A 23,949-nucleotide genomic window follows, 5' to 3' on the forward strand; every position below is an offset into this window, starting at 1 on the left:
TCCTCCTCATCACGACAGGGATTGCTGCGGCACCGGCCTGCATACCGCAAAGAAGAATGCGACCAGAAGCACCGACGTGAACATCGTCGAGCGGAGGAACATCGTCTCCGTGAAATTCGATTGGAAACTCAGGACAACGAATCCGATGATGAGAGCGCAATGGCCGCGATCGATCGACCGGGTGGAGATCAAATACTGGACCTTCTCCGAGAACAGATAGACGCTGGCGGCGAACAGCAGATATCCCAGGAATCCCGTTTCGATCGCCACCGCGATGTAACCGCTGTGATAATTGTCGAGCACCCAGCCATGATTCTGGTTGAAATAGTCGTAAATCGCAGGGCGCGTCCAGAATCCGTTGATGCCGAAGCCCAGCAGCGGCGCATCGTTGAAATGGCTGATGGCGTACTGCCAGATGAAGGTCCGCTCGGTCAAATTGATGGTCGTTTCGCCGAGATGGATGGAATCGTACCCCGTCACGTAGAAATACAGGATCAGCAGGGCGGCCAGGATGCACATGATGAACGGCAGCACCGCGTAGACTCTCATGCAGCGGATCGACCACATCGAGGTAAAGAGCAGCGCTCCCGCGGCAACGGCAACGGCACCGGCGCCACGCGATTCCGAGGCGATGACGCACGTCGATGCCAACAGGAACATCGAGAGGAAGGCGATCCATCCCTGCCCCGTCATCTTCCGATAGCAGGCAAAGAACATCAGATAGGCGCTGATGAAGCCGAGCGTCTGCTTCGATTCGTAGATTCCCTGCCACTGGCCATTGTGCATCCAGCTCTGGTCGACGCCGATCTCGGGCACGAACACCGCGCACAAGGCCGAGGCCGCGACCAGAATGAAGAGCCCCAGCGCCGTCGACCCGACGATCTCGTCGATGTCGATCCGCGTGATGAGGCAGTACGCCCCGAAGGTCGTCACCGCGAGTGCCGCGCTCTTCATGAACGCCGCGCCGGCGAGGCTGGTCCAGAGAACGGAAACGACGGCAAGAGCATAGAATGCGACCAGCGCGATGAGATCGGGATTGCACTGCACGCGCACGCGCGGGCGTACGAAGGCACTGGCGTAGATCAGGATGATCCACATCAAGAGCGCTACGGCCTGTTGCACATAGCTCCACTCTGCGCGAAGCAGCGCGGGATTGAAGACGCCCATCGACGCGATCACGTTGACGGTGATCGAAATGCGGATCACGTTTCTGGCAAGCGTTTCCACGCCGACCCCGCGCGCTTTCCAGATCGCGCTGTCGTATGCCCCGGAATCCGCCACGGTATGCAGGCTGGCCATGAGCTGACCTTCCAGAAGCACGGTTAATATTTTGCTTAATGCCCATCGCGACCGCCCTCGCGCGGGCGGCGTTCCCAGGGCTCGAGATTCATCCGATGCCGGGGCCCGGAGGGCCCCGGACGATGCTTAAAGCGCGGTGCGATGAGGATGAAACGTCACCGCGCTTCAGGGTGTTGTTCAGGCATGATCTTTTCGGAAAGCCGCTGCGCACCTTTCCGGATCATGCTCAGGCCGCGGTCGCCGGCGGCAGTGCCAGCACCGAATAGATCGCCTCGGCATCGCGCGAGGCGCGGAGCTTCTTGGCGATGTCCTGATCGCGGAGCAGGCGGGCGATGCGGGCGAGCGCCTTGAGGTGATCGGCGCCGGCGCCTTCGGGGGCGAGCAGCAGGAAGACGAGATCGACCGGCTGGCCGTCCATCGCCTCGAAATCGATCGGGCGGTCGAGGCGCGCGAACAGGCCGAAGATCTTTTCCAGCTTGGGCAGCTTGCCGTGCGGAATGGCGACGCCGTAGCCGACTGCGGTGGTGCCGAGCTTCTCCCGCTGCAGCAGCACCTCGAACACCGAGCGCTCGTTCTGCCCGGTCAGCTCGGCGGCCTTGGCTGCGAGCTCCTGCAAGGCCTGCTTCTTGCTGTTGACCTTCAATGCCGGGAGAATCGCCTCGGGTGCGACCAGATCGGTAATCGGCATGGAGGGTTTCCGAGGTGAATTAAACCGTCAGGTTCCGATTTGGCCAACTTGATAGACCAAGCTGAGCCGGCGTCAATAACATGAAGCAGGAGGCGCACTTAGCCCCGGTCGAGATGTGGGGGGCTTCTACTCCAACGCAATCCCGGTGCCAACTCCCGCGTGTGGCTTTGCCACCGTCATTGTTAAGGGCCGGAATGGTACGGTGCCCGAATCCCGGGCCTAGCCGTGCGACTGGCCGTCCACTTTCGCCCCCGGCGGGTCAATCCAGCCCACATTGCCGTCCGCCCGGCGGTAAATGATGTTCACCCGACCTGACGAACCATGCTGGAATACCATGCAGGGCGCCCCGCTGAGGTCGAGTTCCATGACCGCTTCGCTGACCGAGAGCCGCTTCAGCGACGTGGTTTGCTCCGCGATAATGACCGGGCTGTAGCCGGTGACTTCCTCTTCGCCCTCTCCGGGCGCTTCCAGCACGTAAGCCGTGGCGTCGAGCGCAGCCATCGCTTCGGAGGCGACATGGGCCTTGCGCGCGGAGCGATCCTTGAGCCGGTTCTTGTAGCGCCGCAGCCGCTTCTCGATCATCAGCAGCGCCTGGTCGGCGCTGGCATAGGCGTCCGGTGCGTTCGAATCGGCCTCCAGCGTGATTCCCGAATCGAGATGCAGGGCGCAATCGGTGCGGAAACCGAAACCGTCCTTGCTCAGCGTGATGTGGCCGGAATAGTTGCCGTCGAAATATTTGCGCAGCACCTCGTCGGTGCGGTCGGCGACGCGGCCGCGCAGGGCCTCGCCGACGCTGATGCTCTTTCCCGAAATCCGGAGAGTCATGGGATGCCTCGCTTGGTTTGTAGCCCCAGTTGCGATGACGAATCATCGCAGCTGAAGTCGCTCCCTGCGCACGATCTTCGCGCAAACGCGCTCCGCGTATGTCGCGAGGAGAACCGCTGCACATCTTTCCGGATCATGCGCATGCCTGGATCGGTCTCGCAGGGAAGACGAGAGTAGCGCGATTTCGCGCCAGCGCAATCAGGCCGGCTCGGGGTTGCGGGAGCGATCGGACAATGCGGTGGAGAGAACGTTACCAAGTGCGCTCTGCTTGTCGCGGCGGCGTTGCACCGAGGAGGGTATGCGCATGGCTTCGCGGTACTTCGCGACCGTGCGGCGGGCAATATCAATGCCCGAAGCGCGCAAGCGTTCCACGATGGTGTCATCCGACAGGATCGCGGAGGGCTCCTCCGAATCGATCAGCTGCTTGATGTGGTGACGCACGGCTTCGGCCGAATGCGCCTCGCCGCCGTCGGCCGAGGCGATCGAGGCCGTGAAGAAATATTTCAGCTCGAACGTGCCGCGATTGGTCGCCATGTACTTGTTGGCGGTGACGCGCGACACCGTGGATTCATGCATCTGGATGGCATCGGCGACGGCCTTCAGATTGAGCGGCCGCAGGTGCGCCACGCCATGTGTGAAGAAGCCGTCCTGCTGGCGCACGATCTCGGTTGCAACTTTCAGGATGGTACGGGCGCGCTGGTCGAGCGCGCGCACGAGCCAGGTCGCGTTCTGAAGCGCGTCGGTGAAATAGGACTTGTCGCCGTCCTTGCCGACCTTCTTCGACAGCTCGGAATAATAGGTCTGGTTGACCAGCACACGCGGCAAGGTGTCGCTGTTGAGCTCGACATGCCAGCCGCCGTCGGGACCCGGACGGACATAGACATCGGGCACCATGGTCTGCAGGCGCGCCGAGCCGAACTTCATGCCGGGCTTGGGATTGAGGCGGCGGATCTCGCCGATCATGTCGGCGATGTCCTCGTCGTCGACGCCGCAGATCTTGCGCAAGGCAACGATGTCGCGCTTGGCAAGCAGATCGAGATGCTCGACCAGGGCCTGCATCGCCGGATCGTAGCGGTCGAGCTCGCGGAGCTGGATCGCCAGGCACTCGCTCAAATTGCGCGCGCAGACGCCGGGCGGATCGAATTTCTGCAGCACGGCGAGGACGCCTTCGACGTCGGCTTGCGATGCGCCGAGGCGCTCGGCGGCCTGGCCGAGATCGGCCGGCAGATAGCCGGCCTCGTCGACGAGGTCGATCAGGTACTGGCCGATCATGCGCTGGGCGGGGGCGGCGAAGGCGACCGCGAGCTGCTCGGCGAGATGGTCCGACAACGTTGTCTCGGCCGCGACAAAAGCTTCGAGATTGTAGTCTTCGGTCCCAGAGGCACCGCCGCCCCATTCGGTATAGGTGGTCGGCGCGGCGTCCTGGGCGTTGCGCGCCGCGGCCTCGGCGGGCTCCTCGGAGAAGACGTTGTCCAGGCCCGTATCCAGGGTCTGCTCGATCTCGGCGCGGGTGCCGAGATCCTTGCTCATCCATTCTTCCTGGCCCGGCTCGAAACCCTCGGCGCCGCCGCCGAAGCCGTCCTCGCCCTGACCATCGCCTTGACCGTCGGAATCGCCGTAACTCCCGGCCTCGGCCGGAGCCTCCCCCGCCGGGCCCTCGTCACTGGCCCGTTCCAGCAGCGGATTGCGCTCGAGCTCCTCTTCCACGAACGTCGTGAGATCGAGATTGGACAATTGCAGCAGCTTGATCGCCTGCATCAGCTGCGGCGTCATGACCAGCGACTGCGACTGCCGGAACTCTAGTCTCTGCGTGAGCGCCATGAAGCAAGAACCGTTCCCAAAAATTGGTCCGATTTTTGCTTATCCTAGTCCGAGCCCGATGTACACGTCTTGACGAAACGCAAAAACGGGCTAGAGGCGGAATTCCTCGCCAAGGTAAAGGCGGCGCACGTCCGGATCGGCAACGATCTCATCCGGAGTTCCCTCGGTCAAGATTTCCCCGGCATAGACGATATAGGCGCGATCGGTGAGGCCGAGCGTCTCGCGGACATTGTGGTCGGTGATGAGCACGCCGATGCCGCGATTGGTGAGATGGCGGACGAGGTCCTGGATGTCGCCGACCGCGATCGGGTCGATGCCGGCGAAGGGCTCGTCGAGCAGCATGTAGTTCGGCCGCGTCGCCAGCGCGCGCGCGATCTCGACGCGGCGGCGCTCGCCGCCGGACAGCGCGATCGACGGCGATTTGCGCAGGCGCGTGATGTTGAATTCGTCGAGCAGCGAATCGAGCTGCTGCTCGCGCTTCTTGTGCGAGGGCTCGACCACTTCGAGCACGGCGCGGATGTTCTGCTCGACGGTGAGGCCGCGGAAGATCGAGGCCTCCTGCGGCAGATAGCCGATGCCGAGCCGCGCGCGCTGATACATCGGGAGCTTGGTGACGTCGTGGCCGTCGAGCTCGATCGCGCCGCGGTCGGCCTTGATCAGGCCCGTAATCATGTAGAACACGGTGGTCTTGCCGGCGCCGTTCGGCCCGAGCAGGCCGACCGCTTCGCCCCGGCGCACATAGATGCTGACGCCGCGCACCACCTGGCGGCTGCCGAAACTCTTTTCCACGCTATGCACAGCCAGGAAGCCGGGCCGCTTCAGCAGCTGAGGGCCGCCCGCGCCGTTGGAACTCGCGGCGGCCCTGACCGGGTGAACGGCCTGCGGACGCGGCGGCTCGACTTGATAGCCGGCCTGGTAGTCATCCCGGAACTGGTCCGCCGCGCGCATCGGCTGGTCGCGGGCGACCGGCTGCGCGTCCCTGATGGGACTGGTCACGAGGCCGCCGACGCTGTCACCGAGCGAGGTGATGTCCTGACGCGCAAATCCTGGCCGGCCGCGCTTGGCGGGGCGCCGACGGAACATGCTGAAGAGATCGACCATCCCGCCTTCTAGCCTTTTCGCGACGATCCTGCGCGAATTCGCGTGATCTGCCGCACCGGCCTTTCAGTTCGCCGAGGCAGCATGAGTGAAGGGATGTCTCATGCCCAGTGAAACACGCCCGAAAAGCGGCGGATCCCGCTTCGAAAGCCCTGCGCGCTAGATACAGCCTCGCCGGGCAAGCTTCAACCTCGGATCGCGAGGATTCGAGACAAGTGATTGAATTCACTTTTGTTTACTTGCGCCGGGCAATTGCAGGGGCGGCGCCGCGCCGGGCTTGGCTCCTTGTCCCCCTTGGCCGCAATCATTGCTGCCGCCCTGCGGCAGCAGCGCCTGCACGCGGCCGTTGTCGGATTCGACGCGTGACACGCCGGTCGTCATGTCGACCATCAGGCGGTCGCCGCGCAGCACGTTCTTGCACTGGGTCAGAACCACCTGGCCGCCCGAGCCGCCGAGCATGGTGATGAGGTTGGTCCGGGTGTCGAACACGGCGGTCTCGCCGGTTACCACCTGGTCCTTCTGGGTGACCACGACATTGCCGCGCGCCTCCAGCCGCTTGATCGAGGAGCTGCCGCCCGGACCCGGCGTCGCCGACTGCATCGGCGCCGATTTCGTGCCCTTCGGCGCAGGCTGCGGCGCGGCCGGCTTATCGCCCGAGTCATAAAACACAACCAGCGTCTTCGAGGTCATGGTGGTGTCGCCCTGCACGACCTTCACATTGCCGGCGAAGGTCGCCTCCTTCTTCTTGTCGCGCATCTCCAAGGAGGCGGCCTCGATCTGGATCGGCTGATCGCGGTTCTGCGAAAAGCCCTGCATCGCGTTGGGCACGCCTTGCATCGTGCTCTGTGCAAAGGCCGCACCCGTGACGAGCAGTGCGAGACCGACGGCGAGCGCGGCCTTGCTGGCGACAGCGTCGCGCGGAAAACAGTTCATCATGAAAATCATCTTGAATTGGCAGACTTGTTCTGAGGCGTACGCGTCTTCGCAGGCGGCGCCGGCTCGGGCGGCGCTGGCTGGGCGGCGGGCTGCGCGGGCTGCTCGTCCAGCTTGTCCAGGTGCATCACCACATTGCCCTCGAAGCGGATGACGTCACCACCTTCGGTAATTCGCAAGCGATCCGCCGTCAGCGTGCCATTGGTCAGCGTGACGTCGACGCGCTCGTCCGAGGAGACCGTGCCCTTGCCCATGTCGACGAAGGCCGAGTTCAGCCGCGCCTCGTAGCCGGTCGAGGTGCGCAGGAAGATGTCCTTGTGCAGCTCGAGCTGCTGCTGCTTGTTGTCGAAGCGGCCGGTGCGGGCATCGAGGAAAAGCGTCGATCGATCCTCCATCAGCACCTTCGCGCGCAGGTCCGACAGATCGACATGATCGGGGTCGGTGATGTCCTGCGTCGCGGTCTTGGCCCAGAGCTCATAGGGCCGCTGGTCCGGGGTGAAGCCGGCGAGGTGCGGCGATTCCATCGTGATCTTGGTGCCCGACACCACCATGTTTCCGGAATCGAGCGGCAGCTTCGGCATCAGCATGCGGAACGGATTGAAGATCGAGACGCCGACGATGGCGGCCATGGACAACAGCACCGCACCCGGAACCGCGATGCGCAGAATCCGCACCAGGCGGCTGTGGCGCGCCGCGCTGGCGAACTTCGCCGCAAGCGCGGCGTCGTAGGTGGGATTCTGGGCCGAATTCACCTGGGCTCCTGAAGTCCTGGGCTCCTGAAATATCGCTCGCCTCGTCCGGTCGACGGGCGTCCCCATTGTATCCGGCGCCGCCCAAATATGCAGCCGGCGACAGGCCGTTACGAAAGTGTCCGAAACGGGGCGGCAACCTCAGGGTAACCGCCGCAGGGGGCCTCAGGAATGCGCGAAAATGTCCTCTTCCGCCCAGCCCTGGAGGTCGAGCAAGGCGCGGGTCGGCAGGAAGTCGAAACAGGCCTGTGCCAGCTGGCTGCGGCCTTCCCGGACCAGCATGGCATCGAGCCGTTCGCGCAAGGCATGCAGATGCAGCACGTCGGAGGCGGCGTAGGCGAGCTGCGGCTCGGTCAGGCTGTCGGAACCCCAGTCGCTGGATTGCTGCTGCTTGGAGAGGTCGATATTGAGCACCTCGCGCACGAGGTCCTTGAGGCCGTGGCGGTCGGTATAGGTGCGGGTCAGGCGGGAGGCGATCTTGGTGCAGTAGATCGGCCCGGTCATGACGCCGAAGGTCTGGTACAGCACCGCGATGTCGAACCGCGCGAAGTGGAAGATCTTCGTGACGGCCGGATTGGCCAGGAGCGCCTTCAGGTTCGGCGCATCGGTGTGCCCCCGGGGGATCTGCACCACGTCGGCGCTGCCGTCGCCCGGCGAAAGCTGCACCACGCAGAGCCTGTCGCGGTGCGGGTTCAGCCCCATGGTCTCGGTGTCGATCGCCACCGCTCCGGTGTAGCGGGACAGATCGGGCAAGTCGCCGCGGTGCAGACGTACGGTCATGGCGTGTCAAAACCTCGGGTCGAATCGGTGCGTCGATATCATAGGCTAAACGGATGGACCGCGATGTAGCCACTGGCGAGAGGTCACGCAAGCGGCGCCATGACCTGATGGCCCGGTCAGATCGCGGCGATGGCGTGCAGGTCGGCGATCCCCTAAAGCGGAATGGCTTCAGGTTGAATCGATCGCCGCGGGCCGTTCACCTCTCCCGCGTGCGGGAGAGGGCTTTCTCCTCTTGGGGATTGTCCCATTTGGGATACACCCTCTCCCCAGCCCTCTCCCGCAAGCGGGCGAGGGAGTGCACCTCCGTCGTTGCAGCAATCAAGCTTCATCCCATCAGGCCTTAGCCGGGATTGGAGGGATCGGCTGGTCCTGCACTCTCGCACATGCTGGGCGCTGAAGCGCTTGATCAGCCGCGGCACAATCAAGGTGACTCACACCCTCCACGGCGCACGAAATGATGGGCCGCTGCTCTTTCCGGCAGAGCAGGTTTTCAGGCCGGCCCGCTGCAATTCGCCCCGGCGCACCCTATCTGTTGCCGGCCTCTCCGCCCTCGCCCGCTCACCACGAATGAAGTGCCAATGACCGAACAGACGCTCGCCGCGCCGATCGACGACCACGGGAAACGCCAGCGCGGCTTCTCGCGCTACCAGGCGCTCCTCATCGCGCTGCTGGCGTTCACGCAGTTCACGATCATTCTCGACTTCATCATCATGTCGCCGCTCGGCGCCATCCTAATGCCCTCGCTCGGCATCACGGCCGGGCAATTCGGCGTCGCGGTGTCGGCCTACGCATTCAGTGCGGGCATTTCGGGAATCCTCGCCGCCGGCTTCGCCGATCGGTTCGATCGCAAACGCCTGCTGCTGTTCTTCTATGTCGGCTTCACGCTCGGCACTGCGCTCTGCGCGGCCGCGCAGACCTACCATGTGCTGCTGCTCGGCCGGATCGTGACCGGATTGTTCGGCGGCGTGATCGGCGCGGTCGTGCTCGCCATCGTCACCGATTTGTTTCCGCTGCACCTGCGCGGCCGCGTCATGGGCTTCCTCCAGACGGCGTTCGCCGCGAGCCAGGTGCTCGGCATTCCGGCCGGACTGTTTCTCGCCAATCACTGGAATTGGCATGTCTGCTTCGTTGCGATCGTCGTGGTGTCGATCGCAGCGATCGCCATCATCGCCCTGGTCATGGAGCCGGTCGATGCGCATTTGAAGCTGAAGCAGGACAAGAACCCGTTCCACCATCTGATCGCGACGATCGGTCAGCCGCGCTATACGCTCGCCTTCGCCGTCACGACGCTGCTGGCAACGGGCGGTTACATGCTGATGCCGTTCTCCAGCGCCTACACTGTGCACAATCTCGGCATCGACATCACGCATCTGCCGACGATCTATCTCGTCTCCGGCCTGTTCAGCATCGTCACGGGACCGCTGGTCGGACGTGCCAGCGATGCGTTCGGCAAATATCCGACCTTCGTGTTCGGCTGCGCGATGACCGTGGTCATGGTGCTAATCTACACACATCTCGGCCACGTCTCGCTGGCGACCGCGATCCTCGTCAACGTCCTGATGTTCGTCGGCATCTTCTCGCGGATGATCCCGTCGCAGGCGCTGATGTCGGCGATCCCCGACGCGAGCCAGCGCGGCTCCTTCAGCGCGGTCAGCGCCTCGCTCCAGCAGCTCTCCGGCGGGCTCGGCTCGGTGCTCGCCGGCGCGATCATCGCGCAAGCGCCCGACGGCTCGCTGATCCATTTCGACCGGATCGGCTACGTCGTCGTCGCGACGACGATCATCACGCTGGTGATGATGTATTTCGTGCAGAAGGCGGTGGCGGAGCGGGCGGGGAAGCAGGTGGTGTGAGGGCACCTTGCCGCAGCAGCAGCCCGGCTCCCAGATCAGCCGCCGCCGAACTTGGATGGATCGTCATAAGCGGGAGGATCATCGTGGTCGGTCCGCAGACCGCCGGGAACGGAGTCGTCGCGATAGATGCGCACGCCATTCGGAGTGACATAGACTGGAGCCGTGGCCTGGCCCGGCCGAACGATGACATGTCGCAACTTGTGATGCCCTCTTGCGGCGGCGTTCGCAGAAGCACACAGACCGATCAAGAAGCACAAGAAGACGCACGATCCCAAGACACAGCGCATTGCACTTTCTCGGCTCATGGCCCAATGCCAACGCAGCACTCTGAAAGGGCTTATCTATCTGGATCTGTTTGCGATCCTCGACCGATAGGTGACTGCTGTGTACCAGTCGAGTGTACCGCAGGCAACAGTTACAGACACAATCTATAGTCGCGACCTACATGGCTCGGTCTTGTCTGAAACTATACGTCGTTACAGCGGGAGCAGGACCCCAGGTCACCGTTCGTATTCACAAGCGGGCGGGCCGGCCATAACTTAGTTACAAACTTCAACACTTTCGCCGGTGTGGGTGTTCGCATTACCGCCCCTACGAAATTCCAATCGACAACCTTTGGACACTGGCCGGCAGCCGGCGCTATTGCAAACAATCTGTCCGCTCGACTGTGGCTTCGCGGGCGTAGCCTCGATCTTCTTACGCTCCGCGTCCCGCTTCGTCACATCCTCACGCGTGGCGACCGGCTTCTTGTCCTGGGCCTTCTCGCATTCATTATCGTCGTTGACGCGATAACCAGCCCGACATGCGATCTTCACGCAGGCATCGCCATCGGCCTTGAAACCGTGATCGCAGACCAACGGGCAGACCCGCCCTGGCTTGGCCTTGATCGCATCGAGCGCATCGAAGCTCGCAAGCGTCGTGTCGAGCTTCGTTCCCGCATACTTGTTGAACAACGTCAGGGAGCGCTGTGACTTGGCGCTCCACTCACCGTTCTCCGCATTGGCAAGACAGCCGACCCGGCGAAGTTCGGATTGCACCGACGAGGCGAGTTGTTGCGGCGACTGCGCCGGGGCGGGGGAAGGTGTCGGTGATGGCAGGGCAGCAATCCTCGGATCGGCTTCGGGGATGCCCTTCTTCTCCGCAGCCTGCTTGTCGGTCAGAGCCTTTGCGACAGCCGCCTCTATCTCCTTCCGCCGTTGCTCTGCTGCTGCCGCCTTCGCTTCTTCGAGTTCCTTGGTTTTCTCAGCGGCGAGCCGTGCATTCTCGGCGGCCTTGGCCGTAGCGGCCGCCTTGTCGTGTTCGGCCTTCTTTGCACGGTCAGCGGCAAGCCGCGCCTTGTCTTCTTCAGCCTGCCGTGCCTTCTCTGCGGCCACTGCGCGAGCTTCCTCCGCCGCGATCTTGTTGAGTTGACCCTTTGCGAGGCCTGCGTAGAAGCCCTCAGGATACTGAACGAGGAAAACAGTCCAGCCATCCCGAGTGCCGAGCTGCAGGGCAAGCTCATAGTTCCGGCGAATAGCGTCTTCCGGGCTTGCCTGAGGGCCGGTTGCTGTCGGCTTCGCTGCCACAAGCGGCACGTCATCGCCGCCGAGCGAACCGTAGACATAGGGTTCCTGCCTGTAGCTGGTGTTCTTCAAGACATCATCGCGGACGAAGCCAAACGCCTTGCGCAAATCGAGACCGGGCGTCGGCAGCCGCTCAACAAGAGCTGCGGCGAATGGGCTATTCTTGGCATCGCCATCCGAGGCCGTTGATCCCGCCTTGGCGGCAAAGGCGATCATGGTGTTGGGGCTTGTCGGCTCAATCTTGGCCAGACCGCGCCCGATAGCGCGGGAGGCCACGGTGCGCTTCATGGTCTTGGCGAACGGGTTGTCGCGGCAGGCATCGAGGATGACGAGGCGAAGCTGCTTCGCAGGCTCCACGGCGAACAGAGCGCGGTCCAGCGCCACGGTTTCATCGAGCACGTCGCTGTCGGTCTCAAGCGCCGCATCAGTCGGGATCAGGTAGTTGGTCCCGTCCAGCTCAATGCCATGACCGGCGTAGTAGATGACTGCGACCTCCGCATCACGTACGCGGCTGCCAAACTCACGCAGGGCCTTACGCATCTCCACGCCATTGAGATCGGTCCGGACGTCAATCAGATCGAACCCGGCCTTCTTGAACATGCCTCCGACCAAGGCGGCATCATTGGCGGGGTTGGCGAGCCGGGGCACACTCTTGTAGGCGGAATTGCCCATCACCAACGCGACACGGCGTTCGGCATGGGCCGAACCGCACGTCAGCCAGATAAAAAAGAACAATGAAAACCAACGAAACGTGCCCATCGTCGCCCCGAATAACACCCGTACAGCGTATCCAAAGACTGTCGCAAGGCAAGTTCCGGCTCTGTGACGCCAGTCACCTTAGCTCTCTGATTGTCCCCATTCGGATAGAAGGCATCGCCTACCGGGCCGCAACGAGTGCCGGGCTGGCATTCCCGGCGTGGCTACTCGGGAGGTTCTAGCCGTTCAATCCGTGAAAGGCCGAGGACGCCATTAGGGAGACACTGATCAGAGCGGAGGCGGCAGACTTCAAGATCGACCGCGTCGTCGCGGATCATGGCGTCTCGGGGATCAGCACTCGCCTCGCAGAACGCCCTGAGGGCAAGCGCCTCTTCGACATTCTCCGCAGCGGGGACGTTCTCGTCGTTCGCTGGATCGACCGCCTCGGACGCAACTACGGCGACGTTTGCGACACCATCAGGGAGTTCACTTCCGCAGTCTCATCCCCACGGGCACACGCAGCACCACGCCCACCGCCTTGTCGGTCAGGTCAGCGGGAACGCGCTTTCGGAGGTAGTGAACGGAGGAGCCGTCGCGGCGGATAGGAGAAGCCATTCGCAGAAGCATGTGTCCCGTCTCTGTGTACCAGTTGAGACGGTCGATCACCCTTGAATAACAGGGACTTCAGCGAAATCAACAACATCGCCGAGCGATGGTGCCCAGGAAAGGACTCGAACCTTCACGGCCGTTAAGCCACTGGCACCTGAAGCCAGCGCGTCTACCAATTCCACCACCTGGGCATGCCGTTTGGGGCACGGAGGCGGTTACTACGGTTCGGTGACGCCGTTGTCAATTCATGCGTGAGGCCCGGTTCGGGATGCCGATTGCGCATCGCAAACCGGCCCGATAAAAGCCTGACAAGACGCACTCTTTTCCGCAGGAACGGACACCCCCATGGCATCGAATCTGGACACGCTCGTCACGGTTTTCGGCGGATCGGGGTTTTTGGGCCGGAATGTCGTCCGGGCCCTGTGCAAGCGCGATTACCGGGTCCGGGTCGCGGTGCGGCGGCCGGAACTCGCCGGATACCTGCAGCCCTCCGGCAGGGTCGGACAGGTCCACACCGTGCAGGCGAATCTGCGCTATCCGGCCTCGGTCGAGGCGGCGCTGCGTGATTCGCATGTCGCGATCAACCTCGTCGGCGTCCTCACCGAGGGCGGCGCGCAGACCTTTGACGCCGTCCAGGCCAGGGGCGCCGAAACCGTCGCCAAGGCCGCGGCCGCGGCCGATGCCAGCCTGGTGCATGTCTCGGCGATCGGCGCCGACGCGGAATCGCCCTCGCGCTATGCCAGGGCCAAGGCGGCGGGCGAAGCCGCGGTCCTCGCCGCGGTTCCCTCCGCCACGATCTTCCGCCCCTCCGTGATGTTCGGTCCCGAGGACCAGTTCACCAACCGCTTTGCCGCGCTGGCCCGGATGTCGCCGGTGCTGCCGCTGATCGGCGGCGATACCAAGATGCAGCCGGTCTATGTCGGCGACGTCGCCACCGCGATCGCGGATGCCGTCGACGGCAAGGCCAAGGCGGGCGCCACCTACGAACTCGGCGGGCCGGAAGTGCTGACCATGCGCGAGATCATCGAGACCATCCTGGAGATCACCGACCGCAAGCGGATGCTGATCCCGCTGCCGTTCGGCCTCGCCCGCTTCCAGGCCGCCTTCCTGCAATTCGCGCCGGGCGCGTTCAAGCTGACGCCGGACCAGGTCACGCTGCTCGAGCGCGACAACGTCGTCTCGGAGGCGGCGAAGGCGGCCGGCCTGACGCTGGAAGGCCTCGGCATCACCCCCGATTCGCTGGAAGCGATCGCCCCGCAATATCTCTGGCGCTTCCGCGCCGCCGGTCAGTTCCAGCGCATGAGCGTGTGAGGCTGGTTTGCTTCTCCCGCTTGCTTGCGGGACGGCGTAGGCCGCCTCTGGCAGCCGTCCTCGAGAACGCCGGCGCATCGCTTCGGCAATGATGTCGCGACGGTGAGGACTTTCGCCTCACTGGAGGTCTCTCTGCGGAGACACCCTCTCCCCAGCCCTCTCCCGCAAGCGGGCGAGGGAGCGCACCAACGGAGTTCCTACTGCCCGAGCGCCAGCGCGATCAGGCCGAGCGTGCCGACGATGACGCGCCACCAGGCGAACACCACGAAGCCGTGACGGGTGACGTAGGTCAGGAACGTCTTCACCACGATGATGGCGGTGATGAACGACACCACGAAACCGATCGCAACGATGCCCATGTGGTCCATCGTCATCTCGGCGCGGCTCTTGTAGAAGTCGTAGGCGAACGCACCGATCATGGTGGGGATGGCGAGGAAGAACGAGAACTCCGCCGCCGCGCGCTTATCGGCTCCGAGCAGCATCGCCGCGACGATGCTGGCGCCGGAGCGCGACACGCCGGGGATCATCGCCACGCACTGTGCGATGCCGATATAGAGATACATCAGCAACGGAAATCTGGTGGCGTCATGCTCGCGCGGCTTGAGATCGAGCTTGTCGACCCAGAGCAGGATGGCGCCACCGACGATCAGCGTGAAGCAGATGACCCAGGGATTGAACAGCAGGCTCTTGATGTACTTGCCGGCGACGAGGCCGACGATCACGGCCGGCAGGAACGCCACCAGCACGCCGATCACGAAGCGCCGCGCATCAGCATCGCCCGTGAACAGGCCGATCACAACGTCCCACAGCTTCCTGAAATACAGCCCGACGATCGCGAGGATCGCGCCCAGCTGGATCAGAACGGTAAACGAATCCCAGAAGGCGCCTTCGCCGAGATGGAAGAAGCGCTCCGCGAGCAGGAGGTGACCGGTCGAGGATACGGGAAGGAACTCGGTCACACCCTCGATGATGCCGAGGATCACTGCCCGTATTACGTCTGACATATTTACGGTCCATTTCGGCTGGAAAAGCGGGGCTCTTCTCGCCTATTCGTTCCCATGCCGCAATCGCAAAATGCGAGATCACGACCTTGCCTCGCGGTTTTGAGGGACTAGTGTGGCGCCGCACAAACATTGATGGATTCTTAAGCACCATCAAATAGTCAAAGGCTTCATGTTTACGCTGTTTCATCATCCCTTCTGCCCGCATTCGCGCTTCATCCGCCTGATCGCGGGCGAATACGGGCTCGATCTGAAGCTGATCGAAGAGCGCAGCTGGGAGCGGCGCGAGGCGTTTCTGCTTCTCAATGCGGCCGGCACCACGCCGGTGTTGGTGGACGAGGAACAGCCGCCCATTCCCGGCGCGGCCATCATCGCCGAATATGTCGACGAGGCCTATGGTGCCGAGATGGGCCCGAAACGCCTGATGCCGCAGACGATCGGCGAACGCGTCGAGGTGCGCCGGCTGATGTCCTGGTTCAACGAAAAATTCTTCGAGGAAGTCTCGCACCCGCTCGTCACCGAGCGCATCTACAAGCGCTTCATGAGCGAGGAGAACGGCGGCGGCCCGCCTTCGGCCGACGTGATGCGCGCGGCGAAGGCCAATGTGCGCTATCATCTGGCCTATATCGGCTGGCTGGCGCAGACGCGCAATTTCCTCGCCGGCGACCGGCTCACCTACGCGGATCTCGCCGCCGCGGCGCATCTCTCGGCGATCGACTATCTGGGCGACGTGCCATGGAGCGAGGACGACGCAGCAAAGGCGTGGTACGCGCGGGTGAAATCCCGCCCGTCGTTCCGTCCGCTGCTCAGCGAATGGCTGGCCGGCGTGCCGGCGTCGCGGACCTACGTGGACCTGGATTTCTGATGAGGATCGTCATGCCCGGGCTCGTCCCGGGCATCCACGTTCCTTCTCTTATCATGAGCGCGACGCAAAGACGTGGATGGCCGGGACAGGCCCGGCCATGACGAGCGTGGATCCGACGGCGATCAAATCTACCCCCGACATGGATGGGCTGCGTTCCGCACTCGAGGAGCAGGCGCGCGCGCTTGGCTTCGACTGCATCGGCATCACCGCGCCGGGCACGATCGAGAGTGCCGGCAAACACTTCCTCGAATTCATCGCATCGGGCAGCCATGGCGACATGGACTGGCTCGCCGCAAGCCCTGAGCGCCGCGTCGATCCGCGCGGGCTGTGGCCCGACGTGCGCAGCGTGATCATGCTCGGCGTCAATTACGGTCCCGACTCCGATCCGCTGGCGATCCTCGAGCAGCCCGCGCGCGCGGCGATCTCGGTCTATGCGCAGGGCGACGACTATCACGATCTCATCAAGAAGCGTCTGAAGGCGCTGGCGCGCTGGCTGGTCGCGACCGCGCCGTCGGACGTGAAAGTCTTCGTCGACACCGCGGCCGTGATGGAGAAGCCGCTGGCGCAGGCGGCGCAACTGGGCTGGCAGGGCAAGCACACCAACCTCGTCTCGCGCGAGTTCGGCTCGTGGCTTTTTCTCGGCGCGATCTACACCACGCTGGAGCTGCCGCGCGATGCCGCCGAGATCGATCATTGCGGCTCGTGCCGGGCCTGTCTCGACATCTGCCCGACCGCAGCGTTCCCCGCGCCCTACAAGCTCGATGCGCGGCGCTGCATCTCGTACCTCACCATCGAGAACAAGGGACCGATCCCGCGCGAATTTCGCAAAGCCATCGGCAATCGCATCTATGGTTGCGACGATTGCCTTGCAGCCTGCCCCTGGAACAAGTTCGCGCAGGCGGGCCGCGAATCCAGGCTCGCGGCGCGCGACGAACTGCGTGCACCTCGGCTTGCCGAATTGGCACGGCTCGACGACGCGGCGTTCCGCGCGCTGTTCACGAAGTCGCCGGTCAAGCGCATCGGCCGCGACCGCTTCTTGCGGAACGTGCTGATTGCGATCGGCAACTCTGGCGAGGCGGCCCTGGCGGAGGAGGCGCGGCGGTTGCTGGAAGATGAGAGCCCGCTGGTGCGTGGCGCTGCGGTGTGGGCATTGGGGCAGCTGGTGGTTCGGGAAGAGTTTGAGGCGATGAGGCTGCATGCTCTCGATCGCGAGCCCGACGAGAGCATTCGCGAAGAGTGGAAAGCCGCTCTCTGACCCTCATCCTGAGGAGCCGCGCGAGCGGCGTCTCGAAGGATAGAGGCCGAGCTGCCGCAGCGCGGCCTGCATGGTTCGAGACGGCGCTTCGCGCCTCCTCACCATGAGGATTGAACGTCTTGATTTCCCCGCGCGTTTCTTCAATCTCGCGGGCATGACAAACATGCCTTTCTTCACCCGCGACGGCGAGACATTCCACCCGACGGAAGTTGCCAATGGCCCCTGGGATCCGAACTCGCTGCACGGGCGCGTCATCGTCGGCCTGTTCGGCTTCGCCATCGAGGAACGCCATTCCGGGCCCGAGTTCGTGCCGGCGCGGCTCACCGTCGACATGTTTCGGCTGCCGACCATCGACAAGCCGATTGAAGTGACGACGCGCCTGGTGCGCGATGGAATGCGCATCCGCGTGGTGGAAGCGGAGTTCTTCTCCGGCGGCGTCAGCATGGCGCGCGCCTCGTGCCAGCTGCTGCGGAAGACGCAAAATCCTGATGGCAATGTCTGGTCGCCGCCGAACTGGGATGTGCCGAAGCCGGCCGACATCCCCAAGCCCGCGGATCCCAGGCTCGGCATGAACGGCAAATGGACGACGCGGCCGATCGTCGGCCAGATGGGCTCGCTCGGGCCGCGCCGGCTCTGGATGAGCGAGGTGCGCGAGCTCGTTGCGGGCGTGCCGATGACGCCGTTCGTGCATGTCGCAACCGGCGCCGATTTCGCCAGCCCGTTTGCCAATGCCGGCGACAAGGGGCTCGGCTACATCAACAGCGACGTCACGATCTATCTGCACCGCCTGCCGGTCACCGAGTGGATCGGCTTCGAAGTCGTGAACCACCACGCCACTGACGGCGTCGCGATCGGCGAATGCTGGCTCTATGACGAGCAGGGCCCGATCGGCACCGCCACGGTCGCCGCGCTGGCGCAGCGCAAGCCGATGGCGAATCCGTCGAAGCGGTAGGAGCGCGCGCCTCTCTCCGGTCGTCATTCCGGGATGCGCCGTCAGGCGCAGACCCGGAATCCATCGGACCGCAGGCCAAAAGGCGAAATGGATTCCGGGTTCGCGCTTCGCGCGCCCCGGAATGACGATCAGGTGATATGCCGCTGCATCTCCGGGCGCGCCTTCAGCTCGGCGCCCTGCCTGGCGACGATCTTCGCGATGCGCTCCGGCGCGAACTTCAGATCGACGAACGCCGGCGCGGTGTTGGCGACCTCGTGATAGCTCGCGATCCTGCCGTCACGCAGCGTCATGATCGCCACGCCCTCGAACATCGCTCGCGCGCCTTTGGCTTCCGGTAGAGTCGAGCGATAGCTGAAGGTGTAGCGCGCATAGAGCGTGGTGCCATCGGTGACGGGATCGTGCATGTCCCAGCGGAAATCGGTCGCCGTGCGATAGAACCAGTCGTCGATCATCGCCGCGATCTTTTCGCGACCTTCGAAGGCGCCGTAGAACACGTCGTGATAGACGCCGTCCTCGGTGAACAGTTCGGCAAAGGCGCGGCCGTTGCGCTGCTCGACCGCGTCGCAGAAGGCGCGCAGCATGGCGGTGGTGGTCATTGTTGCCTCCCTTCCCATTGCTGTCGTGCCCCGCGAAGGCGGGGCGTCCAGTACGCCGCGGCGCCTCGGTTCAACCGCGACGGCCTCTGGAATACTGGATCGTTCGCCTTCGCGGACGATGACATCGAATGCTGGGCAACAGTTTCACCCGATCTCGGCGACCGCGGCAAGAAGGCGCGCGATGTCCTGCGGGCGGGAGAGGCGGTGATCGCCGTCCTGGATCATGGTCAGCACGACGTCGTCGGCCGGCAGGCGGTGGGTCAGCGCGAACGCGTGCTGCCATGGCACGTCGGGATCTTTCGCGCCTTGCAGAATGCGGACGGGGCAGCCGAGATCGATGGCGCTGCCGAGCACGAGGTGGTTGCGGCCCTCCTCGATCAGGTTCCGCGTGATCGGATAGGGTGAGCCGTCGCCGTAATCCGACGGCCGCATCCAGACACCCTTGGTTTCGATCTCCTTCTTCACCGCGGGCGAGAAATTCTTCCACATCAGCTCCTCGGTGAAGTCGGGCGCGGGCGCGATCAGGACGAGGCCGGCCAGCGACGCCTTGCCAGGACGCTTCTTGATCTCGCGCGCGAGCAGCAGCGCGATCCAGCCGCCCATGGATGAGCCGATCAGGACTTGCGGGCCGTCGCAAAACCGCTCGAACACCGCAACGCTCTCCTCCAGCCAGCGTCCGATGGTTCCGTCAGTGAATTCGCCGCCGGACTCGCCGTGGCCGGAATAGTCGAACCGGACCATTGCGCGGCTGTGATCCCGGGCAAAGGCGTCCAGCGCCAAGGCCTTGCTGCCCAGCATGTCCGACTTGAATCCGCCCAGCCAGACCAGTCCAGGCCCCTGTCCGCTCCGACTGCGTACCGCGATCCTGCGTGCGGACGGGCCCTCACCCACATCGATGAAGTCGAGCATGGCATCAGGAATTATATCGGTCATGGAACATTTACTCTGGCTGTGCGGTTTGAGCTGTCCGGGCGCGTCCCGCGATGCAACCCGATGGCTGCATTGGCCGCCCTTTGGGACGCTTGCGGAACAGAAGCAAGGTGTCTATGTCGTCTGCGTGCCCAGGCGTGACCAAAATGCCTCGCATTTGAGGGTTTTTCGCGCCGCATGAGCGACTTGCTTGCCGGCAAACGCATCTTCCTTCAAGATAGCCGCTTCTTTCACAACTTTGGAGAACCACCCATTCGCCGTCCTAATAAAGCTCCGCCCGCTGCCAGCAAAGACGGGCCGCGCATCAATGATGATATCCGCAATGCGCAGATCCAGCTGATCGACCAGACCGGTGACAACAAAGGCACGGTCGAGACCGTCGTCGCTATCCGGATGGCTCAGGAAGCCGGCATGGATCTGGTCGAGATTTCGCCGAATGCCAGCCCTCCCGTCTGCAAGATCATGGACTACGGGAAGTACAAGTATTCCGCTCAGAAGAAAGCCGCGGAAGCCCGCAAGCGGCAGAAGACCGTCGAGATCAAGGAGATCAAGCTCCGCCCGATGATCGACGACCATGATTACGACGTGAAGATGCGCGCGATGCAGCGGTTCTTCGAAGAGGGCGACAAGGTCAAGATCACGTTGCGCTATCGTGGCCGCGAAATGGCGCACCAGGAGATCGGCACCAAGCTGCTGGACAAGATCAAGACCGACGTCGCCGAGCTCGCCAAGGTCGAGCAGGACGCGCGGTTCGAAGGTCGCCAGGTCGTCATGGTGCTGGCGCCGCGCTGACGCGAAGCGCTTTGGTTCAGGACTGAGTTTTCAACGGCCCGTCCGGATCTCCGGCGGGCCGTTTTGTTGTGTGCGCGTTGCTGGAGATATCTCTCGCCACGAACTCGCTGCACCTCTCCCGCCTGCGGGAGAGGTCGACGCGCAAAGCGCGGCGGGTGAGGGCTCTCGCCTCTTGAGGATCCTCGCTTGCGGAAGCAGCCCTCTCCCCGACCCTCCCGCAGGCGGGGGAGGGAGCGCACCGCCGTCGTGGCGATGGTTTACCCTATCAGGTCCGCGTCGCCTGCCAGGTGCCGCTGCACTGGTCGCCGGAGATGATACCTCTCCACGAGCCGGCACCGTTCATGCCGGCAAGCCGGCCGCCGCCGCTGGCATGAGAGGCGCCGACCGAGACGTGGACAGCCACAGCGCCGGAGCGGTTGACCTTGCCCGAGACCCGGCCGCCGCCTGCGGACGAGACGCGGCTGCCCGTCACGGTGAAGGGGACGCTGTAGCCTGAGCTGCAACTGCCCCTCGTGGTGGCGAAGGTGACGTTCCAGATGCCGTCATAGCCGCCGACGCGGGCATCGGCAGTCGACGGCAGCATGGCGGCCGCGAGCAGGGCAAGCAACGCCAGATGACGCGGACGGACGAAGCCAGTCAAAGACGAAGGCGATCGGGAAAAATGGGCCATTTTGGTCCTGCTCCGGGCGACACGGCTGGGGACATGAGGGTGGCAACACCGGATAGTCTCCGGGCCTGTTCGGCCGGTTCATCGTTGCCATTTGGCTCCCGCTCTGTCATAAGCCCAGCCTTCATCGCCCGGCTGATTAAGGGCTGCCGTGGCGGTGTTTCGTGCGGGTTTCGCGCTCGTTCGCAAAAACCTGAGCACAATCAACGCTCTAACGAGCATTTAGACGGCCAGCCGCCTTCACGGGCGGATTTCTGTTGTGGCCATAGGAGAGCCAAATGCCCAAGCTGAAGACCAAATCGGGCGCTAAAAAGCGCTTCAAGGTGACTGCCACCGGCAAAGTGATGCACGCCCAGCGCGGCAAGCGTCACGGCATGATCAAGCGGACGAAGAAGCAGATCCGTCAGCTCCGCGGCACCCGCGTGCTGTTCAAGACCGACGGCGACAACGTCAAGAAGTACTTCTTGCCGAACGCCTGATCGCGTCCACGATCAATGCCAGCCGCGCCGCGCATCCCGCGGCGATCCGAAAACCAAGTCATCTCTGAAGGAATTCGTCATGTCTCGCGTCAAACGCGGTGTGACCGCCCACGCCAAGCACAAGAAAGTCTACAAGGCCGCCAAGGGCTTCTATGGCCGCCGCAAGAACACCATCCGCGCTGCCAAGCCGGCCGTGGAGAAGGCGATGCAATATGCCTTCCGCGACCGCAAGCGCAAGAAGCGGACGTTCCGCGCGCTCTGGATCCAGCGCATCAACGCGGCCGTCCGTCCGTACGGCCTGACCTACAGCCGATTTATCGACGGCATGGCCAAGTCCGGGATTACCGTGGACCGCAAGGTGCTGTCGGATCTCGCGATCAGCGAGCCCGCCGCGTTCCAGGCGATCGCCGAGAAGGCCAAGGCCGCGCTCGCGGCCTGAGGCCAGCGCTAGCGGGCCTTTTGGCCCGCAGCCTTCAACGCGCGCTGCGAGTAGCGCTGGGCGACCTCCGCCCGGCAGAATGCCGTAAACGACTGATACATGGTGCCGGACTTGTTCCGGTACTTGACGTCGCACGCGTGCATCTCGCGCTTGTAGGCCTGCGCCTGCGCGGCGCTGAGGCCGGGCTTGAAGTCCGCCTCGCACTTCGTCTCGACGGCGGCGCCGAGCTCGACATCGCCGCTCGCGGTCAGCTGGCAATCCCTGAAGACCTTCATCGCGCTTTCGCAGCTCTTCTGGCTGCTGATGGCGGCCGCGACCTCGTCCAGCGTCATGGATTGCTCCATGCAGACCATGGCGCGCGCCGGGGTACCTACAATGGACAGAACAGCGGCCAGAACGGCCCAACAGCATTTCGAAGGCATCGCGAAGGTCTCCTCGTATCCTTCCTTGGTGGCCCGCGCCCTCGCGAGGTTCACCCCGGCCGGGCGGGAGCCCGAAAACACCGGCTTTTCGCTTGACGTTACGCCCTTCCGGCGGCGACAACCCAGCCGAATTTGGCAGCAGGGATTTGACTGTGTCCGACCTCGCAACGCTCGAAACATCCATCCTCGACCAGATCGCCGCCGCCGGCGATGAAGCCGCGCTCGAAGCGGTGCGCGTCGCAGCCCTCGGCAAGAAGGGCTCGATCTCGGCGCTGCTCGCCACGCTCGGCAAGATGTCGCCCGACGAGCGCAAGACGCAAGGCGCGGCGATCAACCAGGCCAAGGACAAGGTCACCGAGGCGCTCGCAGCAAGGCGCGATGTGCTGAAGTCCGCGGCGCTCGATGCGCGGCTCGTGTCCGAGACGATCGACGTCACCCTGCCGCTGCGCGACGCACCGGTCGAGGCCGGCCGCATCCATCCGCTGAGCCAGGTCTGGGACGAGCTGACCACGATCTTCGCCGACATGGGTTTCTCGGTCGCCGAAGGTCCCGACATCGAGACCGACGACTACAACTTCACCAAGCTGAATTTCCCGGAAGGCCATCCCGCGCGCGAGATGCACGACACCTTCTTCTTCCATCCGAAGGAGGACGGCTCGCGCATGCTGCTGCGAACCCATACCTCGCCGGTGCAGGTGCGCACGATGCTGAGCCAGAAGCCGCCGATCCGCGTGATCTGCCCGGGCCGCACCTACCGCATCGATTCGGACGCGACCCACACGCCGCAATTCCACCAGGTCGAAGGCCTCGTCATCGACAAGACCTCGCATCTCGGCCACCTCAAATGGATCCTGCACGAGTTCTGCAAGGCGTTCTTCGAGGTCGACCACATCAACATGCGCTTCCGCCCCTCCTTCTTCCCGTTCACCGAGCCGTCGCTGGAAGTCGACATCCAGTGCCGCCGCGACAAGGGCGAGATCCGCTTCGGCGAGGGCGAGGACTGGCTCGAGATTCTCGGCTGCGGCATGGTGCACCCGAACGTGCTGCGCGCCTGCGGCATCGATCCCGACGAGTACCAGGGCTTCGCCTGGGGCATGGGCATCGACCGCATCGCCATGCTGAAATACGGCATCGCCGACCTGCGCCAGCTGTTCGACAGCGACGTCCGCTGGCTGTCCCATTACGGCTTCAAGCCGCTGGAGGTGCCGACGCTTGCCGGAGGGCTGAGTTCGTGAGGGCGGCACTCCAATCTGAGACCGCGAAGACTCTCTCCGTTCCCGTTGGGGAGACAGCCCTCTCCCTGACCCTCCCCCGCAAGCGGGGGAGGGAA

At 63.9% G+C, this 23,949-nt stretch carries 24 protein-coding genes, 1 tRNA gene and 1 pseudogene; 10 read left to right on the plus strand and 16 right to left on the minus strand.

All coding sequences use genetic code 11. The features are described from left to right. Nucleotides 1–9: 9 nt before the first annotated feature. The 8 genes from AC1RQP_RS13705 to AC1RQP_RS13740 form a co-directional block, all read right to left on the minus strand. Nucleotides 10–1,299: an O-antigen ligase family protein gene (locus AC1RQP_RS13705; RefSeq protein WP_492937371.1), complete on the minus strand. Its 1,290-nt coding sequence runs from the start codon at nucleotides 1,297–1,299 to the stop codon at nucleotides 10–12. Between the two features lie 226 nt (nucleotides 1,300–1,525). After that, entirely contained in the window at nucleotides 1,526–1,987 is a 462-nt protein-coding gene (ptsN, locus tag AC1RQP_RS13710) for a PTS IIA-like nitrogen regulatory protein PtsN (protein ID WP_028179145.1), read from the minus strand. Nucleotides 1,988–2,206: 219 nt separating this feature from the next. Then, nucleotides 2,207–2,812 carry a ribosome hibernation-promoting factor, HPF/YfiA family gene (gene hpf, locus AC1RQP_RS13715; RefSeq protein WP_492937372.1) on the minus strand — a complete coding sequence of 202 codons (606 nt, stop codon included), beginning with the start codon at nucleotides 2,810–2,812 and terminating at the stop codon, nucleotides 2,207–2,209. Between the two features lie 198 nt (nucleotides 2,813–3,010). Further along, complete coding sequence (gene rpoN / locus AC1RQP_RS13720) at nucleotides 3,011–4,633, minus strand: RNA polymerase factor sigma-54 (RefSeq protein WP_239628503.1); 1,623 nt, start codon at nucleotides 4,631–4,633, stop codon at nucleotides 3,011–3,013. Between the two features lie 90 nt (nucleotides 4,634–4,723). After that, entirely contained in the window at nucleotides 4,724–5,734 is a 1,011-nt protein-coding gene (lptB, locus tag AC1RQP_RS13725) for an LPS export ABC transporter ATP-binding protein (protein WP_492937373.1), read from the minus strand. Between the two features lie 222 nt (nucleotides 5,735–5,956). After that, the gene (locus AC1RQP_RS13730) at nucleotides 5,957–6,676 is read right to left on the minus strand and encodes an LptA/OstA family protein (protein ID WP_239628507.1); all 720 of its coding nucleotides are present in this window, start codon (nucleotides 6,674–6,676) and stop codon (nucleotides 5,957–5,959) included. Beyond that, the gene (gene lptC, locus AC1RQP_RS13735) at nucleotides 6,673–7,416 is read right to left on the minus strand and encodes an LPS export ABC transporter periplasmic protein LptC (RefSeq protein WP_239628509.1); all 744 of its coding nucleotides are present in this window, start codon (nucleotides 7,414–7,416) and stop codon (nucleotides 6,673–6,675) included. The genes AC1RQP_RS13730 and lptC overlap by 4 nt, the downstream gene beginning before the upstream one ends. A gap of 162 nt (nucleotides 7,417–7,578) precedes the next feature. Beyond that, nucleotides 7,579–8,193: a ribonuclease D gene (locus tag AC1RQP_RS13740; RefSeq protein WP_194390615.1), complete on the minus strand. Its 615-nt coding sequence runs from the start codon at nucleotides 8,191–8,193 to the stop codon at nucleotides 7,579–7,581. A 578-nt stretch (nucleotides 8,194–8,771) separates the two neighbouring features. Between AC1RQP_RS13740 and AC1RQP_RS13745 the strand changes: the two genes are divergently transcribed. Beyond that, nucleotides 8,772–10,043: an MFS transporter gene (locus AC1RQP_RS13745; RefSeq protein ID WP_492937374.1), complete on the plus strand. Its 1,272-nt coding sequence runs from the start codon at nucleotides 8,772–8,774 to the stop codon at nucleotides 10,041–10,043. Nucleotides 10,044–10,078: 35 nt separating this feature from the next. On the opposite strand, the gene AC1RQP_RS13750 is transcribed toward AC1RQP_RS13745, so the two are convergent. Both AC1RQP_RS13750 and AC1RQP_RS13755 read right to left on the minus strand, forming a co-directional pair. Continuing rightward, nucleotides 10,079–10,240 carry a hypothetical protein gene (locus AC1RQP_RS13750; protein WP_239628513.1) on the minus strand — a complete coding sequence of 54 codons (162 nt, stop codon included), beginning with the start codon at nucleotides 10,238–10,240 and terminating at the stop codon, nucleotides 10,079–10,081. Between the two features lie 342 nt (nucleotides 10,241–10,582). Then, on the minus strand, nucleotides 10,583–12,364 hold the full coding sequence (locus tag AC1RQP_RS13755) for a caspase family protein (protein ID WP_492937375.1): 1,782 nt from the start codon (nucleotides 12,362–12,364) through the stop codon (nucleotides 10,583–10,585). Nucleotides 12,365–12,594: 230 nt separating this feature from the next. On the opposite strand from AC1RQP_RS13755, the pseudogene AC1RQP_RS13760 reads away from it, so the two are divergent. Beyond that, nucleotides 12,595–12,789, plus strand: a pseudogene (locus AC1RQP_RS13760) (recombinase family protein); the annotation flags it as partial. A gap of 225 nt (nucleotides 12,790–13,014) precedes the next feature. Here AC1RQP_RS13760 and AC1RQP_RS13765 read toward each other — a convergent pair. After that, nucleotides 13,015–13,101, minus strand: a tRNA-Leu gene (locus AC1RQP_RS13765). Nucleotides 13,102–13,255: 154 nt separating this feature from the next. On the opposite strand from AC1RQP_RS13765, the gene AC1RQP_RS13770 reads away from it, so the two are divergent. Beyond that, nucleotides 13,256–14,221, plus strand: a complete 966-nt coding sequence (locus AC1RQP_RS13770) for a complex I NDUFA9 subunit family protein (protein WP_492937376.1) — start codon at nucleotides 13,256–13,258, stop codon at nucleotides 14,219–14,221. A gap of 197 nt (nucleotides 14,222–14,418) precedes the next feature. On the opposite strand, the gene AC1RQP_RS13775 is transcribed toward AC1RQP_RS13770, so the two are convergent. Beyond that, nucleotides 14,419–15,225, minus strand: a complete 807-nt coding sequence (locus AC1RQP_RS13775) for an undecaprenyl-diphosphate phosphatase (RefSeq protein WP_492937377.1) — start codon at nucleotides 15,223–15,225, stop codon at nucleotides 14,419–14,421. Between the two features lie 169 nt (nucleotides 15,226–15,394). On the opposite strand from AC1RQP_RS13775, the gene AC1RQP_RS13780 reads away from it, so the two are divergent. The 3 genes from AC1RQP_RS13780 to AC1RQP_RS13790 all read left to right on the plus strand — a co-directional run bounded on the left by AC1RQP_RS13780 (nucleotide 15,395) and on the right by AC1RQP_RS13790 (nucleotide 18,294). Further along, entirely contained in the window at nucleotides 15,395–16,087 is a 693-nt protein-coding gene (locus tag AC1RQP_RS13780) for a glutathione S-transferase family protein (protein WP_492937378.1), read from the plus strand. Nucleotides 16,088–16,184: 97 nt separating this feature from the next. Beyond that, nucleotides 16,185–17,342: a tRNA epoxyqueuosine(34) reductase QueG gene (gene queG, locus AC1RQP_RS13785; protein WP_492937379.1), complete on the plus strand. Its 1,158-nt coding sequence runs from the start codon at nucleotides 16,185–16,187 to the stop codon at nucleotides 17,340–17,342. 154 nt (nucleotides 17,343–17,496) lie between these two features. Beyond that, entirely contained in the window at nucleotides 17,497–18,294 is a 798-nt protein-coding gene (locus tag AC1RQP_RS13790; RefSeq protein WP_492937380.1) for an acyl-CoA thioesterase domain-containing protein, read from the plus strand. A gap of 128 nt (nucleotides 18,295–18,422) precedes the next feature. Here AC1RQP_RS13790 and AC1RQP_RS13795 read toward each other — a convergent pair whose 3' ends face one another. Together AC1RQP_RS13795 and AC1RQP_RS13800 are read right to left on the minus strand one after the other, a co-directional pair. Further along, nucleotides 18,423–18,890: a nuclear transport factor 2 family protein gene (locus AC1RQP_RS13795; RefSeq protein ID WP_492937381.1), complete on the minus strand. Its 468-nt coding sequence runs from the start codon at nucleotides 18,888–18,890 to the stop codon at nucleotides 18,423–18,425. Between the two features lie 144 nt (nucleotides 18,891–19,034). After that, nucleotides 19,035–19,823, minus strand: coding sequence for an alpha/beta hydrolase (locus AC1RQP_RS13800; RefSeq protein ID WP_492937382.1), 789 nt, complete (start codon nucleotides 19,821–19,823; stop codon nucleotides 19,035–19,037). A 249-nt stretch (nucleotides 19,824–20,072) separates the two neighbouring features. Here AC1RQP_RS13800 and infC point away from each other — a divergent pair, with 249 nt between their 5' ends. Continuing rightward, nucleotides 20,073–20,612: a translation initiation factor IF-3 gene (gene infC, locus AC1RQP_RS13805; RefSeq protein ID WP_080659921.1), complete on the plus strand. Its 540-nt coding sequence runs from the start codon at nucleotides 20,073–20,075 to the stop codon at nucleotides 20,610–20,612. 265 nt (nucleotides 20,613–20,877) lie between these two features. Here the strand turns inward: infC and AC1RQP_RS13810 are convergent, their stop codons facing one another. Further along, a complete protein-coding gene (locus AC1RQP_RS13810; RefSeq protein WP_492937383.1) occupies nucleotides 20,878–21,282 on the minus strand; it encodes a hypothetical protein in 405 nt (134 codons plus the stop codon). A 275-nt stretch (nucleotides 21,283–21,557) separates the two neighbouring features. Here AC1RQP_RS13810 and rpmI point away from each other — a divergent pair, with 275 nt between their 5' ends. After that, nucleotides 21,558–21,758 carry a 50S ribosomal protein L35 gene (rpmI, locus tag AC1RQP_RS13815; RefSeq protein WP_008539890.1) on the plus strand — a complete coding sequence of 67 codons (201 nt, stop codon included), beginning with the start codon at nucleotides 21,558–21,560 and terminating at the stop codon, nucleotides 21,756–21,758. A 79-nt stretch (nucleotides 21,759–21,837) separates the two neighbouring features. Next, nucleotides 21,838–22,197, plus strand: coding sequence for a 50S ribosomal protein L20 (gene rplT, locus AC1RQP_RS13820; protein ID WP_492937385.1), 360 nt, complete (start codon nucleotides 21,838–21,840; stop codon nucleotides 22,195–22,197). Nucleotides 22,198–22,205: 8 nt separating this feature from the next. Here rplT and AC1RQP_RS13825 read toward each other — a convergent pair whose 3' ends face one another. Further along, entirely contained in the window at nucleotides 22,206–22,529 is a 324-nt protein-coding gene (locus AC1RQP_RS13825) for a hypothetical protein (protein WP_492937386.1), read from the minus strand. Nucleotides 22,530–22,771: 242 nt separating this feature from the next. Between AC1RQP_RS13825 and pheS the strand changes: the two genes are divergently transcribed. After that, entirely contained in the window at nucleotides 22,772–23,854 is a 1,083-nt protein-coding gene (pheS, locus tag AC1RQP_RS13830) for a phenylalanine--tRNA ligase subunit alpha (RefSeq protein ID WP_492937387.1), read from the plus strand. Nucleotides 23,855–23,949 lie beyond the last annotated feature (95 nt).

Source organism: Bradyrhizobium sp. GW821-FHT13H06 (assembly GCF_058803975.1).

Coding starts and splice junctions, on each gene's coding strand:
- AC1RQP_RS13705 (WP_492937371.1), bottom strand. CDS start 1,299: ATGGCCAGCCTGCATACCGTGGCGGATTCCGGGGCATACGACAGCGCG.
- ptsN (WP_028179145.1), bottom strand. CDS start 1,987: ATGCCGATTACCGATCTGGTCGCACCCGAGGCGATTCTCCCGGCATTG.
- hpf (WP_492937372.1), bottom strand. CDS start 2,812: ATGACTCTCCGGATTTCGGGAAAGAGCATCAGCGTCGGCGAGGCCCTG.
- rpoN (WP_239628503.1), bottom strand. CDS start 4,633: ATGGCGCTCACGCAGAGACTAGAGTTCCGGCAGTCGCAGTCGCTGGTC.
- lptB (WP_492937373.1), bottom strand. CDS start 5,734: ATGGTCGATCTCTTCAGCATGTTCCGTCGGCGCCCCGCCAAGCGCGGC.
- AC1RQP_RS13730 (WP_239628507.1), bottom strand. CDS start 6,676: ATGATTTTCATGATGAACTGTTTTCCGCGCGACGCTGTCGCCAGCAAG.
- AC1RQP_RS13740 (WP_194390615.1), bottom strand. CDS start 8,193: ATGACCGTACGTCTGCACCGCGGCGACTTGCCCGATCTGTCCCGCTAC.
- AC1RQP_RS13745 (WP_492937374.1), top strand. CDS start 8,772: ATGACCGAACAGACGCTCGCCGCGCCGATCGACGACCACGGGAAACGC.
- AC1RQP_RS13755 (WP_492937375.1), bottom strand. CDS start 12,364: ATGGGCACGTTTCGTTGGTTTTCATTGTTCTTTTTTATCTGGCTGACG.
- AC1RQP_RS13770 (WP_492937376.1), top strand. CDS start 13,256: ATGGCATCGAATCTGGACACGCTCGTCACGGTTTTCGGCGGATCGGGG.
- AC1RQP_RS13775 (WP_492937377.1), bottom strand. CDS start 15,225: ATGTCAGACGTAATACGGGCAGTGATCCTCGGCATCATCGAGGGTGTG.
- AC1RQP_RS13780 (WP_492937378.1), top strand. CDS start 15,395: ATGTTTACGCTGTTTCATCATCCCTTCTGCCCGCATTCGCGCTTCATC.
- queG (WP_492937379.1), top strand. CDS start 16,185: ATGACGAGCGTGGATCCGACGGCGATCAAATCTACCCCCGACATGGAT.
- AC1RQP_RS13790 (WP_492937380.1), top strand. CDS start 17,497: ATGACAAACATGCCTTTCTTCACCCGCGACGGCGAGACATTCCACCCG.
- AC1RQP_RS13795 (WP_492937381.1), bottom strand. CDS start 18,890: ATGACCACCACCGCCATGCTGCGCGCCTTCTGCGACGCGGTCGAGCAG.
- AC1RQP_RS13800 (WP_492937382.1), bottom strand. CDS start 19,823: ATGACCGATATAATTCCTGATGCCATGCTCGACTTCATCGATGTGGGT.
- AC1RQP_RS13810 (WP_492937383.1), bottom strand. CDS start 21,282: ATGGCCCATTTTTCCCGATCGCCTTCGTCTTTGACTGGCTTCGTCCGT.
- rpmI (WP_008539890.1), top strand. CDS start 21,558: ATGCCCAAGCTGAAGACCAAATCGGGCGCTAAAAAGCGCTTCAAGGTG.
- rplT (WP_492937385.1), top strand. CDS start 21,838: ATGTCTCGCGTCAAACGCGGTGTGACCGCCCACGCCAAGCACAAGAAA.
- AC1RQP_RS13825 (WP_492937386.1), bottom strand. CDS start 22,529: ATGACGCTGGACGAGGTCGCGGCCGCCATCAGCAGCCAGAAGAGCTGC.